Here is a 15,766-nt window from a genome sequence, read left to right on the forward strand (position 1 = left end):
AGAGGCCGCTTCAGCGCTTGGTGTGTTCGAAGAGGCCGGCCAGGAAGGTTGTGTTCCGCCCCATGGCCTTGCGCATTTCGCGCGATTCCCTGGCTTCCACCTTGTCAGTGGAGAACGCCAGGAACGCGCCGATGAGCGCAATGCAAACCGCAAGAGCGATCAGCAGTCCCGCCCATGAGCCGAAATAGAAAGCGGCGGCAATGAGTCCGATGTTTGCAATGATGACAAGAGCACGCATGGCTGTGCAGCCTATCAGAGATTCAGAAATTTTCCGGTGGCAAGGGGCGAAGATCACCTCAGGGCAAACACCGGCTGTACAGGCATCGCCCTAAGATCCGCTTCATGCCAGCCTATCCGTCACGCGTGAAATCGAACGACGCTCGGGCCTGCTGGATCGACGCGCCGGGTCGCGCCGGTATTCGAGCCGCCTCGTGTGACGCGGCGGGCGTCGGCGACGTGCGGATTCGCGCATTGCACAGCGGCATCAGTCGCGGCACCGAGATGCTGGTGTTTCGCGGCGAGGTGCCCGAGTCCGAGTTCGAACGGATGCGCGCTCCCTTCCAGGAGGGCGACTTTCCGGCGCCGGTGAAGTACGGCTACGCCAGCGTTGGCATCGTGGAGGACGGCCCCGATGCATTGCAGGGCCGGGCTGTCTTTTGCCTCTATCCGCATCAGACTCATTACGTGGTGCCAGCCGAGGCCGTTCATCCGCTTCCGCATGACGTGCCTCCCGGCCGAGCGGTGCTCGCCGCATGCATGGAAACCGCGGTCAATGCGCTGTGGGACGCTGCCCCGCGCGTCGGCGACCGCATTGCCGTCGTCGGTGGAGGTGTGGTCGGCCTGCTCGTCGCGTGGCTTGCGGGCCGGATGCCCGGCTGCACGGTGGAACTGATCGACACACTGCTATCGCGCCGCCCCATCGCCGAAGCGCTCGGTCTCGCGTTTGCGAGTCCCACCGACGCAACACCCGATGCAGACCTCGTCGTCCATGCGAGCGGTCGCGCGCAAGGTTTGGTGACCGCCTTGCGCTTGGCGGCATTCGAAGCGACCGTCGTCGAACTGAGCTGGTATGGGCGGCGTGAAGTCGCGCTTCCGCTCGGTGAGGGATTCCATTCGCGGCGCCTGGTTCTCAAGAGTTCGCAGGTGGGGCATGTGGCGCCGGCGCAGCGGGCACGCTGGAGCCACAAGCGGCGGCTCGCATTGGCGTTGTCGCTCTTGCGCGAACCGGCTTTGGATGCACTCATCACCGACACTGCCGCTTTCGACGAACTGCCCGCAGTGCTGGCCCGCTTGGCGGCCGGCGCGCCGGACACCCTGTGCCAGCGCATTGACTACGCCTGAAACTTCGCACTACCTGGAGGCCTGCATGTACAGCGTCAACGTCCGAGATCACTTCATGATTGCCCACAGCTTCCGCGGCGATGTATTCGGGCCCGCGCAACGGCTGCACGGGGCGACCTATGTCGTCGATCTCGAACTGCACCGCGCCGAACTGGATGCGGACGGCGTGGTGGTCGATATCGCCCTGGCAACGGAGGTGCTGCGCGCGGTGGTGAGTGAGCTCAATCTGCGCAATCTCGACGACGATCCGGCCTTCGAGGGCCTGAACACGACCACGGAATTCATGGCCCGCGTGATCTTCGATCGCGTTGCGGCGCGCATCGAAAAGGGCGAACTGGGGCCTCACGCCAGCGGCTTGTCGTCACTGCGAGTGAAGCTGCATGAATCACACGTCGCATGGGCGGCCTATGAGGGCGCGCTGCCAGCGCACTCGCGTTGAGCACCCATTGCAGCTTTCTGGTGCCGGGCGATCTTGGCACTCGCACCGGCGGCTATATCTATGACCGCCGAATCGTCGATGGTTTGCGTGCCGAAGGATGGAAGGTCGACGTTGTGTCGCTCGGCGAAAGATGGCCTACGCCCGGCGCCGAAGCGCTGGCCTTGGCACGGCGCAGGGTCGAGGCGTTGCCGGACGACACCTTGGCTGTGGTGGATGGCTTGGCTTTCGGTGCCATGCCCGACCTGGCGGCTGAGCATGCGCAGCGCATTCGATGGATCGCGCTGGTGCATCACCCCTTGGCGTTGGAGACGGGCCTGTCTGACGAGATGCGGCGCGCGGTGTTCGAAAGCGAGCGCAAGGCGTTGGCAATGGCCCGAGGCGTGATCGTCACCAGTCCCTCGACCGGACGCGCGCTCGAAGTCTATGGAGTCTCATCGCCCCGCATCGCGGTGGTCGAGCCCGGGACCGATCCGGCCGCGATGGCCACCGGCTCCGGCTCCGGCTCCGAAGCATGGAACCTTCTTTGCGTCGCGACCGTGACGCCGCGCAAGGGCCACCGTCTTTTGATCGAAGCGCTCGCAGGGTTGATGGATCGGCGCTGGTCGCTGAATTGCGTCGGCAGCCTGACCATGGACCCGGAATGCGCCACAGCGCTTTCGTCCGCCATCCAAAACCATGGAATGGGCGAGCGAGTCATTCTCCATGGCGAGAAGGACGAGAACGGCCTGAATGCGCTGTACGAATCCGCAGACGTATTTGTACTGCCGTCGTTCCACGAAGGCTACGGCATGGCGCTGGCCGAGGCGCTTGCACGGGGACTACCGGTGATCAGTTCGCGGGCCGGCGCCATTCCCGACACAGTGCCCTCTGAAGCGGGTGTCCTGATACCGCCCGGAGACGGCGGTGAATTGCGAGAGGCCTTGCGGCGCCTGATGGATGACGCTGACTGGCGGGCCGGATTGGCTGAGGGCGCCCGCGCTGCCGGCCGCCTGCTGCCCAGTTGGCGGCAAAGCGCCGTTCGATTTGCAGCAGCGCTCGCGCGCTTTCAGTCGGCGGCCCACGAATGACCGGCTTCAGCGCCGATTGGCTCGCCATGCGCGAACCCTTCGATCATGCGGCGCGTCGGGCCGCGGCGGCTTCTTTCGACTTGCCGGCACTCGCAAGCCGTCTGCGTGCTGACAGTCCGGCACTCACGGTCGTGGACCTGGCTTGCGGCACCGGCGCCAATTTCCGCGAACTCGCACCGCGATTACGCGGTTCGCAGCGCTGGCTGCTCGTAGACCACGATCCACTGCTGTTGAGCACGCTGCCTGGCGTATTGGGTGCGTGGGCGCGGGTGCATGGCTTCGGGATTGAAGCAACGGGGGGCGGCCTGTGCATCGAGGGGGTCGACTGGTCGGCAGAGGTGCAACCCTTGCGCATCGATCTCGCGGGTGCGTTGGACGCCGTCCCTTTTGCGAAGGCCCATCTCGTCACCGCTTCAGCGCTACTCGATCTCGTGTCGATCGAATGGCTTGATGCATTGATAGGACATCTGAAATCGGCGAACGCGGCGGCTTTGTTCGCCCTGACTGTGGATGGGCGCGTGGCGTGGGACCCCGGCATCGAAGGGGACGAAGAGGTGCATGGGTTTTTCATGTCGCATCAGCGCGGAGCCAAGGGCTTCGGCCCTGCAATGGGTGCCGAAGCCGCGCGGCTGTCTGCGGAGCGCTTCACCGCCGCCGGTTTCAATGTCGCTCAAAGAACATCGGACTGGTGCATCGAGGGAGCCAACGGCGAGGCTGCGGCAATGGTCACTGCCATGGTGGACGGAATGAATGATGCCGCAATCGAGCAGGCGCCTGCGGCCCACGCGCTGGTCAGCAAATGGAGGGCGCAGCGGATGCGCCTGACAGGTCGCAGCCGCCTGACCGTGGGCCACCTGGACCTTCTTGCCATTCCGTGAACTTATATTCAGAAATTCTGATTAGTCGCAATAGCGTTTGATTTACTCGAGCAGCTCAATTCCTCGCCCTTGAGAAATATCTGATTTCCGCCGCGATCACGTGATTGGGCGCAGTGCCGCTCATAGAATCCTTTTTGCTGTCACAGCAAGAGGTATTCAATAGAGTCGCCGGATCGGGAGAAATCGCAAAGATATTGCATCCGCGACTGCAAAAAACTATTGAATTGCATTGCGAGCCACTCGGCTCGGTTGCCAATGCTGCCGGTCGTGCGTCTGCGGAGCGAGGAATTCCGCAGACGCATTCCGACGACCGGATAAACAATTCCAGCCATTGGGCCAATCTGTCCTCCGAAATTGCAGATTTCAATTCCCCAAGCCGGAGAGATCTACAGGTCTACTTCTGAGCTGCGCGTAAATTCAAATCCCAAAGCACATCGTCACCCATGCGAAACACGCGACTGGGCGGCCTTGGACAATCGCGCATCGCCGTGCTGGGCGGAAGCCTTAGACCGGGTCGCCCCGTGCCGATGAGCACGGGAGCAACGCTCAGGTGGAGCCGGTCCATGCAGCCCTGCGCAACAAAGCGCGAAACCGTGACGCCGCCGCCTTCGACAAACAAGACCCTGAGCCCTCGCTCGGCAAGCCCGTTCAGCAGGGCCTTCAGGTTCACGCCTCCTGAGCTGTCGACCAGATTTTCCAAGGCGAGTACCTGATCGGCACCGACGCGTTCCACGGCTTCGGCAACGCGCCGGGCATCGCATGCGAGCAGGGTCGGCGCCTGTGCGTCGGTCAGCGCTCGCAGCGTGGGCGGAAGACGCAGAGTCGGGTCGAGCAGCACACGCACGGGGTGCTGGCCGGCTACGAGGCGTGTCGTGAGCTGCGGGTTGTCGGTGGCGGCCGTGCCTGCGCCGACGATGACGGCGTCGCACAGCGCGCGCAGCCGATGCAGGTGCTTCAGGACTTCCGGGCCATTCACGTAGTTGGAATCACCGTTGTGCGTGGCGACATACCCGTCAAGACTCTGGCCCAACTGCCCGATCACCCAGGGGACGCCTCCATGGGGGCGGTCGAGCATCGGCTTGAACAGCTCGAACAATTCGATCGCGTCCTCATGCCACAGGCCACGCAACCTGAAGCCTCGCGATGCATCCCAGGCAAATGGGACGTCCGAGTCAGCCGGTTTTGTCCCATCGCGGCGGCGTGCCGCCACTTCGACGCAGAGAGGCCAAAGCGCATCCACGCCGGGGACGGAGGAAGTTGACTCGGGGCGTCGGCTCACTGGGCTACTTTCCGGCGTGAGCGATGTCTTCGTGGGTCATCAGGTTGGTTTGATGGCGAGGCTAAAGTGTCGGGTCGGATCCGTCTTTCTCGGATCGTTGACAGCACGGAAATCATCCATGAATTCGAACATCGTCATCATCGGCGGCGGTCACGCGGCTGCGCAACTTTGTGCCGGTCTGGTGGAGGCGGGGCAAGGAGCGCGAGTGCATCTGGTCTGCGAGGAGGCGGCGATCCCCTATCACCGGCCGCCGCTTTCGAAGACCTTCCTGAAAAGCCCCGAAGAGGCCCCCCAGTTGCATCGCGCCCAGGCATGGTACGGCGAATCGGGCATCACGCTGCATCTCGGCGATGCGGCATTGGCCATCGATCGCGCAGCACGCACCGTCACCATGCGCTCGGGCGCCGTGCTTGACTGGGGGCGCCTGGTGCTCGCCACGGGTACGCGAGCGCGGCGATTGGCTGCGTTGGACGGGCTGGACAACGTATTGCTTTTGCGAGCCGCCGACGATGCCGTTCAACTGCGTGCCAAATTGTCGGCTGCGCAGCACGTGACCGTGCTCGGCGGTGGCTTCATCGGCCTCGAAGTCGCAGCCACCGCGCTCGCGCTGGGCAAGCAGGTGGTGGTGCTGGAAAGCGCCGCGCGCCTCCTGAGCCGAGCAGTGTCGCCCGAGCTTTCTGCGCACGTCATGGCGACTCATCGCTCGGCCGGCATGGACATCCGCGTGGGCGTGCAGTCCGGCCAACCCTTCATCGCCGACAAACGCCTGACGGCCATCGAAGTCGACGGAAATCAAGCGCCGATCGATCTTTTGCTTCTCGGCATTGGCGCAGTGCCCGAAATGGGGCTGGCGCAAGCTGCGGGCCTCGAATGTGCCGACGGCATCGTTGTCGACGCCTATATGCAGACCAGCGATGAAGCCGTTCTGGCGGTGGGCGACTGCACGCGCTTTCCCGACCGGCGCACCGGTGCCGCACTGCGGCTCGAGTCCGTGCAGAACGCGAACGATCAAGCCCGCACGGCGGTGGCCACCCTCACGGGTGCCGCGCGCCCGCACGACGCCGTGCCGTGGTTCTGGTCCGACCAGGGCAGCCTCCGGCTCCAAATGGCCGGGCTGGTGCCGCCGGAAAGGCAGCCGGGCGCCGCCACATACCGCCGCCCCGGCGCCAACACTGCTTCGTTTTCGTTGCTGCACTACGTCGATGCGCAACTGCGGTGTGTCGAGTCGGTGAACGCGCCGGTCGACCATTTGATGAGCAGGAAGTTGCTGGAGGCGGGGCGCAGTCCGGACCCGGCTGTTGCAAGTGATCCTGCAGTGCCGTTGAAGACGCTCCTGGCTTAGCCTGAAGCGTTCCCGGACTCTGAATGTGCCGCGACGTTCTTTCGGATTTCGGCGTCCATGATTCGCGTGCCAGCGGCCAGCGCGGCTTCGTAGGTGTCCGCCCCGTACTCGGCAGCTCGCAAGACTTTGTGCGGCGCGCCGGTGGCGTCGGTTTCGAGCAGCGTCCAGATATAAGACCCAGGCGCAGGCTCGTCGATAACGAGTTTGATGGGATTCTTCATGACTCAATGCTGGGCGTGCGCGGGCGGATTTTCTGTAGGCCAAAGCCTACCTTTCAGCCGCGAACGCGCTGGCCTGCGGCTGCGGACCACGAAGTAGCACCGCACCCAGCACCGCGGCGATCGCCGCGAAGAAGGCGCCAGCCAGAAAGGCTGCGTGATAGCCGCCCGTGAGTGCCGAAGGCATGTCGAGTCCGAGCGCAACCAGTCTTTCGGTTCTTGCGGCGGCGACGCTTGCGAGCACCGCCAGGCCCAACGCACCGCCCATCATGAACGCCGTGTTGACGACGCCTGAAGCGAGACCCGATTCGCTTGGTGACACGTCGCCCATGGCCACGAGCAGCAGCGGATTCAGCGCCATGCCGGCGCCGAGCCCCAGCAGGATCATTCCGGGCAGGACGTCAGCGACGAAGCTCCCATCGACTGGCGCGCGAGCGAACAAGGCCAGTCCGGCCGAGGCGAGCAGCAGTCCGAAGGCCAGTGGGGCACGATTGCCGAACCGCATCACCAGCTTGGCCGAAAGCCCCAGAGAGAAGGCCGCCATGATCAGGTTGGCCGGAAGGAAGGCGAGACCCACCTGCATCGGGCTGCAACCCAGCACGAGTTGCAAGTACAGCGCCGAAATGAAGAACCACGCGAACATCGCGGCGGCCCAAAGCACCCCGATCACGTTGGCGGTCGACACATTGCGAAGGCGAAAAAGGCGCAGAGGCATCAGCGGGTGCTGCACCCGGGACTCGATGACGAGAAAGATCGCAAGCAGCGCCGCCGCGATGCCCAGCAGAACAAGGGTCTGCGCCGAAGTCCAGCCGGCCTCGTTGCCATTCACGATCGCATAGACGGCCAGCATCAACGACGCCGTGATCGCGACCGCACCGCCGACGTCCAGCCGTTCGCCGGCGGCCTGCCCGGGCGAGTCTGGCAGGAGCATCAGGCACAGCGCGTACACGGCCACCCCGATCGGCAGGTTGACCAGGAAGATCCAGTGCCAGCTCAAAGCGCCCGTCAGCAAGCCGCCCAGCAGTACGCCGATGCTGCCGCCGCCGGCGCACACGAATCCGTACACGCCCATCGCCTTGGCACGCTCCGAGGGCTCGGTAAAGAGATTCATGATCAGCGAAAGCGCCACGGCGGAAACCACTGCGCCGCCAAGCCCTTGTACGGCCCGTGACGCCACGAGCAAGGACTGGGAATTCGAGAGGCCGCACGCCAATGAAGCAATGGTGAACAGCGTGATTCCGGCCAGGAACAGCCGCCGATGGCCGAAGAGATCGCCGAGGCGGCCGCCCAGCAGAAGGAATCCGCCGAAGGTGAGCATGTAGGCGTTCACGACCCAGACGAGGGCGGTTTCAGAAAAGCCCAAGTCCTCGCGGATCGAGGGCAGGGCGACGTTCACGATCGTGGTGTCCAGCACGATCATGAGAACGCCGAGGCAGAGCACCATCAGTGCGAGCCAGCGTTTGCGGTTGTCCATGGGGTGGGGTTTCGCGGCGTTTGTGTACAGCATCCACAAACCTTATCAGAGAGGTTGAGCAAGGTCCACATCTGCCGATCGCGAACATTGCACCCGACGGCACTCTGGGGCTTGTAAGTTTGTAGGTAACGGTAGTTAAAATGTATTACATGAACACCGACCGCGATAACTTTCATGACTGGCACCGAGACAAGCCCGATACCACGTCGTTTTCAGGTTTGCATCGCAGCGAAATGTCCGGCAATGGCGAGCCTGTGGTGCGGTGGGGCCGGCTGTTTTTCTTCGTGGCGGTCGGCATCGCGGCGGTCGTGGCTTTCAGATATCTGGTGCGGTAGGCCGCGGGCTTTTGCGGTGAGCGCAATCCGGTGGAGCCCGTGACGTAGGATCGCTCCTCAAAAGGAGACTCGATGAGCACAACATCCGGAGGCGAGCCTGGCGAATTGGACATCTGGGCCGGGGAGATAGCTGCGATCACTGCGGAAGGCGGCGGCCATGGCAGCCTGACCGAGCGGAGCATCGCGAGCCTTCTGCGCGTGATTCGAGAGCAACTCAATCTCGAGGTCGTCTTCGTGGGCCAGTTCGTCGACGGCAATCGCGTATTCCGGCAAATCTCCTCCAAGAGTATTGACGCGATCATTCGGCCCGGTGATTCGCACCCGCGCATTGAAAGCATCTGCCAACGAATCGTCGACGGGCAGATGCCATGTCTGATACCGGACGTGACGAGCGCGCGTGTCGCGAACGGTTTGCCGGACTACTACCATGGCATGGGCGCGCATATCGGTGTGCCGGTGCTGTTCTCCGACGGAACGCTGTATGGCGTGCTGTGCGGATTCAGCTTCGAGCCCCGCTCGGATCTGGGCGAACGCGACGTGAAGCGCCTGGAGATGGCTGCCAATGCCACAGCAAGGCTGTTGGCCCAGGCTGAAGGTATCGAGTAGCGCGGCAGCGAACTATTTGACGCGCTGCTTGCCGAGCTTGCGGGCCAGCGTTCGTCGGTGCATCCCCAACCTGCGCGCAGTCTCCGAGATGTTGAAACCCGTTTCGGCGAGCGTCTCGTGGATGCGCTCCCATTCCAGGGTCTTGATGGACGTCGAGCGGTTGGTCAGTTCGACTTCAACGTTGCCCTCGGCCCGCCCGAACGCCGCCTCGATGTCGTCGGTATTCGACGGCTTCGCCAGGTAATGGCAGGCACCGAGCTTGATCGCCTCGACGGCGGTCGCAATACTGGCAAAACCGGTGAGGACCACGATCAGCATGGAAGGGTCGTGCGTGTTCAGTGTCTGCACGCAGGTAAGGCCCGAGGCGTCGCCATTGAGCTTGAGATCGACGACGGCATAGCCGGGCGAGTGCTCACGCAGGAGCTCGGTCACCTGCTCGAGGTTCGCCGCGAGCATGACCGAATAGCCCCGGCGTTCGAACGAGCGGCCCAGCGTGCGCGCAAAGGCGGCATCGTCTTCCACGATCAAGAGCAGGCGTTCAGCTTCAGCTTCCATGTGGGTTGTCCTCTTTGCTCTGTTCGCTCTGGTCGCTCTCTTCGTCTTCTTCGAGAGTGATTGAAGCGAGCGGCAGCGTCAGCGTCACGACCGCACCGCCTTCGGGCCGGTTGCGTGCAGTGACGCTTCCGCCGAGCGTGCGCGCCACGTTGACCACCAGGAAGAGACCGAGTCCGCCGCCGGGCCGACCCTTGCTCGACTGATAGGGCTTGCCGAATTGAGCGAGCATCTCGGGCGCGAAGCCGGGGCCGACATCGATCACCGTCAGTGTCAACGCGTCGCCGTCATGCGCGGCGACGAGGCCGAGCCAGTGCGGCGAAGCCTCCAGGGCATTGTCCAGCACGTTGTAGATCATCTGCTTGAGTGCCGAATCCGAGACCATGGGCAGGTCGTGGCCGAACCGGTTTTCATAAGCAAAGGAAGCGGCGGCGCGCGTCGTTCGCCATTCTTCGACGAGGTCGTCGAGAAAGGTGCTGACGGTCGTCTCTTCCGAATTTTCCCCGCGCGCCTCGCCGGCCGACAGCAGGATGCCCGTCAGGATGGTTTTACAGCGCTGGACCTGGGCCTGCATCTCAGTGACCTCATCGAGCAGTTCGGGATCGGAAGTGAAGTGCGGCAGTCGTCGCCAATCGCCCAGGATCACCGCCAGCGTGGCAAGCGGCGTGCCCAGTTCGTGCGCGGCACCCGACGCCAGGAGGCCCATGCGCACGATGTGCTCTTCCTCGGCGGCGCGTTGGCGCAGGTCTGCCAGCCGCGCGTCGCGTCCGCGCAAGATCCGGCTGATCCGGGTGATGAAGATCACCAGCAGCGCGGCTATGAGCGCAAAGCAGATCAACATCCCGATGACGAAGGGGCTGAACAAGCCTTGGCTGTAGGAGCGCGGAAGTGCGAGCGGCTCCGAAAAGAGTGCAAGACCGGCGAAGCAGGCGGTCGTGATGCCGACCATCGTCCAGGTCGACCACGCGTCGAGCAACACCGCGCCCAGGATCACCTGCAGCAAATAGAGGAAGACGAAGGGATTCGTCGCGCCGCCGCTGAGATACAGCTGGGCCGTCAACATGGCGACGTCCACCAGCAGCGCAACGAAAAGCTCTGTGTTGGTCACGTCCCTGTGGATGCGCCACCGCAGTTGGCTGGCAGCATTGAAGGCTGCAAGGCAGGCCAACACCGCCAGCATCTGGTCGAGCGGCAGGTGGATTTCGAACCCGAAATGCACGACCATGATGGTGGCCACCTGCCCGACCACCGCGATCCAGCGCAGCTGGATCAACTGCTGCATGTTCTTGAGCCCGGTCGCGTCCCCCGTGCGCCTGCCTTCAGTCATGGATGGCATCTTCGTTCGTTCGGGCCATCGGATTTCGCCGCAGGCGAAGTTCATCACGTCCCACGTACCAGGCGGCGCAGGCGATCATCAGGGCCAGGGCAAACCACGTGACTGCGTACGTCAGATGGCTGTTCGGGAATTCGATCACCGTCAGTCCGCCCACAGGCCGATTCCCATTGCCGGCCGATGCGGCACCGGCACGTTGAGCGGGTTCGGCATCCACGAAGTAGGGCGCCACGAGCGTCAGGCCGCGGGCGGTTGCGATGGCCTGGACGTCACGCGAATACCAGCGGTTTGCGGCGGGGTCGTTCTTGCGCATGAAGCTGCCGCCAGGTTCGGACATTCGCAGGAGGCCGACGACGGTCGTCTCGCCCGTTGGCTCGTTGGCACTGCGAGTGGCGCGATCGCGGCTTTCGGGCGGAACAAAGCCGCGATTGACCAGCAATACGCTGCCATCGGCGGCGCGCAGCGGCGTCAGTACCCAATAGCCGCCGCCGAGCGCTGTGGTCGCTTGAACCAATGTTTCCCGGTCGTGGAGAAATGTGCCCGTCGCCGTGACGCGCCGATATTCGTCGGCGGCTGCATTCACCTGCGGCCATTCGTCCGGGCTGGGCGCAATAACGGCGGGTGCATGCACTCGCTGATCGACACGCTCGATAAGGTCGAGCTTCCAGGCCCGTCGCTCGAGTTGCCAGACCCCGAGCGCGACGAAGCCCGCGAACATCAGCGCTGCGCAGAGCGCGAGCGCAACCAGGACCGGCGCGGAACGGGGACCGCGCTCGTTCAAGGCATCTTGTGCATGTCGGTCATGCCCGGCATCATGTTGTGGTTGAGGTGGTACATCACCCACAACGACCCGCTCAGCGTAATCACGACCAGCACCACAGTGAAGATCAACGCCAGCATCGTCCAACCGTTCTCGGACTTCGCGTTCATGTGCAGGAAGTACACCATGTGCACCACGATCTGCACCGCGGCAAAACCGAGAATCACCAAGGCCGTGACACTGGACTTCTCGAAGACGTTGCCCATCACAAGCCAGAACGGAATTGCCGTCAGGATCACCGACAGCACGAAACCCGTCATGTAGCCCTTGAACGTCGAATGGGGCGCGCCATCGTCATGGCCGTGGTGATCGCCGTGATGGTCGTCATGGGCGGAGATTTCGTCATGCGCGCTCATGGCAGCACTCCCATCAGGTACACGAAGGTGAAGACGCCGATCCAGACGACGTCCAGAAAGTGCCAGAACATCGACAGGCACATCAGCCGGCGACGGTTCGCGGCGATGAAGCCGTGCTTGCCCACCTGCACCATGAGCGTGATGAGCCAGACGATGCCGAAGGTCACGTGCAGACCGTGCGTCGCCACCAGCGCGAAGAACGACGAAAGGAACGCGCTGCGCTGCGGACCGTTGCCTTCGTGGATCAGGTGCGCGAATTCGTAGAGCTCGATGCCGATAAAGCCGGCGCCGAGCAGGCCGGTCACCAGCAGCCAGATCATTGTGGCTTTCACGCGGCTGCGCTGCATCTCGATCATCGCGAACCCGTAGGTGATCGACGACAGCAGCAGCAAGGAGGTGTTCAGCGCCACCAGCGGCAGATCGAACAAGTCGGCGCCCGACGGGCCTGCCGCAAAGCTGCGGCCAAGGACGCCGTAGATCGCGAACAGGCACGCGAACACCAGGCAGTCGCTCATCAGGTAGAGCCAGAAGCCGAGCATCGTCCCGTTTTCGGGATGGTGTTCGTCGCGCAGGTAGAAGCGCGAACTCGGGTTGGCGCTCAGGGCGCCGGCAGGGGAGAGGGCAGTAACGTCAGACATGGGCGGCCAGGAGGCGAGTGCGATCGCCTTCGGTGCGGACGACTTCGTCCGCCGGGACGTGATAGTCGCGCTTGTAGTTGAAGGTATGGATGATCACTGCGGCAAGCATCGAGAAAAAGCCGATGCCCGCAACCAGCCACATTTGCCAGATGAGCGCGAAGCCGCAGACCGCCGCGAGCGCGGCGATGATGAAACCGGCGCCGGTGTTCTTCGGCATGTGGATGGGAATGAATCCCTCGAGCGGCCGGGTGTAGCCGTGCTTCTTCATGTCGTCCCAGGCGTCGTTTTCATGCACGCGGGGCGTGAACGCGAAGTTGTAGGCGGGCGGGGGCGACGAGGTCGACCATTCGAGCGTACGGCCATTCCACGGATCACCAGTGAAGTCGCGAAGCTGGTCCCGGCGAAGGTAGCTCACCACGAACTGGATGATCAGGCAGGCAATGCCCACTGCGATCAGCACGGCGCCCAGCGCGGCGATCTGGAACCAGATCTGCAGCGAAGGATCATCGAAATGGTTCAAGCGGCGCGTGACGCCCATCAAACCCAGGACATAGAGCGGCATGAAGGCGAGATAGAAGCCGACGACCCAGAACCAGAACGAGCACTTGCCCCAGAAGGGATCGAGCTTGTAGCCGAACGCCTTCGGGAACCAGTAGGTGATACCGGCCAGCATGCCGAACAGCACGCCACCGATGATCACGTTGTGGAAGTGCGCGATCAGGAAGAGGCTGTTGTGCAGCACGAAGTCAGCCGGAGGCACTGCAAGCAGCACGCCCGTCATGCCGCCGATGACGAAGGTGATCATGAAGGCGATCGTCCACATCATTGGCAGCTCGAAGCGAATGCGGCCCTTGTACATGGTGAACAGCCAATTGAAGATCTTCGCTCCGGTGGGGATCGAGATGATCATCGTCGTGATGCCGAAGAACGAGTTGACGCTCGCCCCGGAGCCCATCGTGAAGAAGTGGTGCAGCCAGACGAGGTACGAAAGAATCGTGATCACGAGCGTCGCGTAGACCATCGACGCATAACCGAAGAGCCGCTTGCCGCAGAACGTGGCGACGATCTCGGAGAAGATGCCGAACGCTGGAAGGATCAGGATGTAGACCTCTGGGTGGCCCCAGATCCAGATCAGGTTCACGTACATCATCGGGTTGCCGCCGAAGTCGTTCGTGAAGAAGTTCGTTCCGACGTAGCGGTCGAGCGACAGCAGCGCGAGCACGGCGGTCAGCACAGGGAAGGCAGCGACGATCAGGATGTTGGTGCAAAGGGCGGTCCAGGTGAAGATCGGCATCTTCATCAGCGTCATGCCCGGAGCGCGCATCTTCACGATGGTGGCGATCAGGTTGACCCCTGACAGCAAGGTACCGACCCCCGCGATCTGCAACGACCATATGTAGTAGTCGACGCCCACGTCGGGACTGAACTGCAGCCCCGACAGCGGCGGATACGCCAACCAGCCGGTGCGCGCGAATTCCCCGACGAACAGCGACGCCATGACGAGCGCCGCGCCGAAGGTGGTCATCCAAAAACTGAAGTTGTTCAGGAACGGAAAGGCCACGTCGCGCGCGCCGATCTGCAGCGGCACGATGTAGTTCATCATGCCGGTGACGAGCGGCATGGCGACGAAGAAGATCATGATCACGCCGTGGGCCGTGAAGATCTGGTCGTAGTGGTGCGGCGGCAGGAATCCGGCCTGGTCGCCGAATGCGACCGCCTGCTGGGCGCGCATCATGATCGCGTCGGCAAAACCGCGCAGCAGCATCACCAGGCCGAGAATGATGTACATGATGCCGATTCGCTTGTGGTCGATGCTGGTGAACCAGTCGCGCCACAACGGGCCCCAGAGACGGAAGTAGGTCAGCGCGCCGAGAATGGCCAGGCCGCCAATCGCAACACCGATGAACGTCGCAAGAAGAATCGGCTCGTGAAAGGGAATCGCGTCCCAGGTGAGGCGGCCGAAGATCAGCCTCGTCAAATCTAGATGTTCAGGCATCGTTACTCTTGGATGCGAAGGTTGGTACTCGGGACCGACAGGCCGACCGGGTCATTGGGAGTGCACATGGCTGCGACGTAGGTGCGAAGAGGCGAATTCTTCCCGTCAGGTTGCCAGGGGCGCGAGGTGACGTTGAAGGTGCCGGCAGGCCCGGCCACGCCGCCGCCTGCATCGATGGCCATCATTTGATGAATGCACATCTTGTTCCGGTCCACGCAGCGATTCAGGATCGCTTGGTAGAGATCGCTTTCGACCGTGCCGAAATGACGAATCGGGTCGCGCTCGCTCGGGCGCTCCAGTTCCTGGTACACCGCGCGGGTCAGGGCACTGTTGCTGGACTTGGCCTTCTGGACCCACTGTTCGAAATCGGCTTCGCTCACGCCATGGAACTTGAAGCGCATGTTCGAGAACCCAGCGCCGCTGTAGTTGGCGGAGAAGCCCTCGAACTCGCCCGGCTGGTTGATGACCGCGTTGAGCTTGGTCTCCATGGAAGGCATCGCGTAGATCTGGCCAGCCAGCGCCGGGATGTAGAACGAATTCATGACCGAAGAGGCCGTGATCTTGAAGACGATCGGCCGATCGACCGGCGCCGCCATCTCGTTGACGCTCGCGATGCCTTGCTCGGGATAGATGAAGAGCCACTTCCAGTCGAGTGCGACCACTTCGACCGTGAGTGGCTTGACGTCGTCAGGCACCGGCCGCCCGGCTTCGATCCGCCTCAATGGGCGATAGGGATCCAGTGTGTGAGTGCTGATCCAGGTGATGGCACCCAGCGCGATGATGATGAGCAGCGGGGCTGCCCAGATGGCCAGTTCGAGTTCGGTGGAATGGTCCCATTCCGGCGAGTACTTGGCTTCCTTGTTCGACTGTCGGTATTTCCAGGCGAAGAAGATGGTCAGGCCGATGACCGGCACGATGATGAGCAGCATCAACACCGTTGAGATGACGATGAGCTGACCTTGCTGACGGGCGATATCGCCGGACGAATTCAGAACCACCGTGTTGCACCCCGCCAACATGGCGAGCGGGAGCAAGAGTAGTCCGCGAAAGTTCTTGAGGGGAGGCATGCCGGAGAATGGTGCGTTTGCTGGG

The 15,766-nt window shown here is 63.0% G+C and carries 18 protein-coding genes; 7 read left to right on the plus strand and 11 right to left on the minus strand.

Annotated elements, in window-relative coordinates; translation table 11 throughout:
- Positions 1–10: 10 nt before the first annotated feature.
- Positions 11–238 carry a hypothetical protein gene (locus AC1DEK_RS13540; protein WP_478125736.1) on the minus strand — a complete coding sequence of 76 codons (228 nt, stop codon included), beginning with the start codon at positions 236–238 and terminating at the stop codon, positions 11–13.
- A gap of 104 nt (positions 239–342) precedes the next feature.
- On the opposite strand from AC1DEK_RS13540, the gene AC1DEK_RS13545 reads away from it, so the two are divergent.
- Genes AC1DEK_RS13545 through AC1DEK_RS13560 form a run of 4 tightly spaced genes read left to right on the plus strand, consistent with a single transcriptional unit; the run spans position 343 to position 3,725 of the window.
- Positions 343–1,341 carry a zinc-dependent alcohol dehydrogenase gene (locus tag AC1DEK_RS13545; protein WP_478125737.1) on the plus strand — a complete coding sequence of 333 codons (999 nt, stop codon included), beginning with the start codon at positions 343–345 and terminating at the stop codon, positions 1,339–1,341.
- Between the two features lie 25 nt (positions 1,342–1,366).
- The gene (locus tag AC1DEK_RS13550) at positions 1,367–1,780 is read left to right on the plus strand and encodes a 6-pyruvoyl trahydropterin synthase family protein (protein WP_478125738.1); all 414 of its coding nucleotides are present in this window, start codon (positions 1,367–1,369) and stop codon (positions 1,778–1,780) included.
- 20 nt (positions 1,781–1,800) lie between these two features.
- Positions 1,801–2,847, plus strand: a complete 1,047-nt coding sequence (locus AC1DEK_RS13555) for a glycosyltransferase family 4 protein (RefSeq protein ID WP_478125739.1) — start codon at positions 1,801–1,803, stop codon at positions 2,845–2,847.
- Positions 2,844–3,725 (plus strand): hypothetical protein, encoded by an 882-nt coding sequence (locus AC1DEK_RS13560; RefSeq protein ID WP_478125740.1) that lies wholly within the window; start codon positions 2,844–2,846, stop codon positions 3,723–3,725. The genes AC1DEK_RS13555 and AC1DEK_RS13560 overlap by 4 nt, the downstream gene beginning before the upstream one ends.
- Positions 3,726–4,119: 394 nt before the next feature.
- On the opposite strand, the gene AC1DEK_RS13565 is transcribed toward AC1DEK_RS13560, so the two are convergent.
- Complete coding sequence (locus tag AC1DEK_RS13565; protein ID WP_478125741.1) at positions 4,120–4,854, minus strand: RibD family protein; 735 nt, start codon at positions 4,852–4,854, stop codon at positions 4,120–4,122.
- Positions 4,855–5,122: 268 nt separating this feature from the next.
- On the opposite strand from AC1DEK_RS13565, the gene AC1DEK_RS13570 reads away from it, so the two are divergent.
- Entirely contained in the window at positions 5,123–6,346 is a 1,224-nt protein-coding gene (locus AC1DEK_RS13570; protein WP_478125742.1) for an NAD(P)/FAD-dependent oxidoreductase, read from the plus strand.
- Here the strand turns inward: AC1DEK_RS13570 and AC1DEK_RS13575 are convergent.
- Positions 6,343–6,567 carry a hypothetical protein gene (locus AC1DEK_RS13575; RefSeq protein ID WP_478125743.1) on the minus strand — a complete coding sequence of 75 codons (225 nt, stop codon included), beginning with the start codon at positions 6,565–6,567 and terminating at the stop codon, positions 6,343–6,345. The two genes, AC1DEK_RS13570 and AC1DEK_RS13575, sit on opposite strands and share 4 nt — an antisense overlap.
- Before the next feature lie 46 nt (positions 6,568–6,613).
- Positions 6,614–8,038 carry a DHA2 family efflux MFS transporter permease subunit gene (locus tag AC1DEK_RS13580; protein WP_478125744.1) on the minus strand — a complete coding sequence of 475 codons (1,425 nt, stop codon included), beginning with the start codon at positions 8,036–8,038 and terminating at the stop codon, positions 6,614–6,616.
- 149 nt (positions 8,039–8,187) lie between these two features.
- On the opposite strand from AC1DEK_RS13580, the gene AC1DEK_RS13585 reads away from it, so the two are divergent.
- Positions 8,188–8,373 carry a hypothetical protein gene (locus tag AC1DEK_RS13585; protein WP_478125745.1) on the plus strand — a complete coding sequence of 62 codons (186 nt, stop codon included), beginning with the start codon at positions 8,188–8,190 and terminating at the stop codon, positions 8,371–8,373.
- Between the two features lie 72 nt (positions 8,374–8,445).
- Positions 8,446–8,979: a GAF domain-containing protein gene (locus AC1DEK_RS13590; RefSeq protein WP_478125746.1), complete on the plus strand. Its 534-nt coding sequence runs from the start codon at positions 8,446–8,448 to the stop codon at positions 8,977–8,979.
- 12 nt (positions 8,980–8,991) lie between these two features.
- Here the strand turns inward: AC1DEK_RS13590 and AC1DEK_RS13595 are convergent, their stop codons facing one another.
- The 7 genes from AC1DEK_RS13595 to cyoA are packed head-to-tail and all read right to left on the minus strand — an operon-like array spanning position 8,992 to position 15,741.
- Positions 8,992–9,534 (minus strand): response regulator transcription factor, encoded by a 543-nt coding sequence (locus AC1DEK_RS13595; RefSeq protein ID WP_478125747.1) that lies wholly within the window; start codon positions 9,532–9,534, stop codon positions 8,992–8,994.
- A complete protein-coding gene (locus AC1DEK_RS13600) occupies positions 9,524–10,858 on the minus strand; it encodes an ATP-binding protein (RefSeq protein ID WP_478125748.1) in 1,335 nt (444 codons plus the stop codon). Before AC1DEK_RS13600 ends, AC1DEK_RS13595 begins: the two co-directional genes overlap by 11 nt.
- Entirely contained in the window at positions 10,851–11,645 is a 795-nt protein-coding gene (locus AC1DEK_RS13605; protein WP_478125749.1) for an SURF1 family protein, read from the minus strand. The genes AC1DEK_RS13600 and AC1DEK_RS13605 overlap by 8 nt, the downstream gene beginning before the upstream one ends.
- Positions 11,642–12,040 (minus strand): cytochrome o ubiquinol oxidase subunit IV, encoded by a 399-nt coding sequence (cyoD, locus tag AC1DEK_RS13610; protein ID WP_478125750.1) that lies wholly within the window; start codon positions 12,038–12,040, stop codon positions 11,642–11,644. The genes AC1DEK_RS13605 and cyoD overlap by 4 nt, the downstream gene beginning before the upstream one ends.
- Complete coding sequence (cyoC, locus tag AC1DEK_RS13615) at positions 12,037–12,678, minus strand: cytochrome o ubiquinol oxidase subunit III (RefSeq protein WP_478125751.1); 642 nt, start codon at positions 12,676–12,678, stop codon at positions 12,037–12,039. The genes cyoD and cyoC overlap by 4 nt, the downstream gene beginning before the upstream one ends.
- Entirely contained in the window at positions 12,671–14,674 is a 2,004-nt protein-coding gene (cyoB, locus tag AC1DEK_RS13620; protein ID WP_478125752.1) for a cytochrome o ubiquinol oxidase subunit I, read from the minus strand. The genes cyoC and cyoB overlap by 8 nt, the downstream gene beginning before the upstream one ends.
- A 2-nt stretch (positions 14,675–14,676) precedes the next feature.
- Positions 14,677–15,741, minus strand: a complete 1,065-nt coding sequence (gene cyoA, locus AC1DEK_RS13625; RefSeq protein ID WP_478125753.1) for a ubiquinol oxidase subunit II — start codon at positions 15,739–15,741, stop codon at positions 14,677–14,679.
- Between the last annotated feature and the right edge of the window lie 25 nt (positions 15,742–15,766).

It is taken from the genome of Variovorax sp. 10N420, from assembly GCF_056394705.1.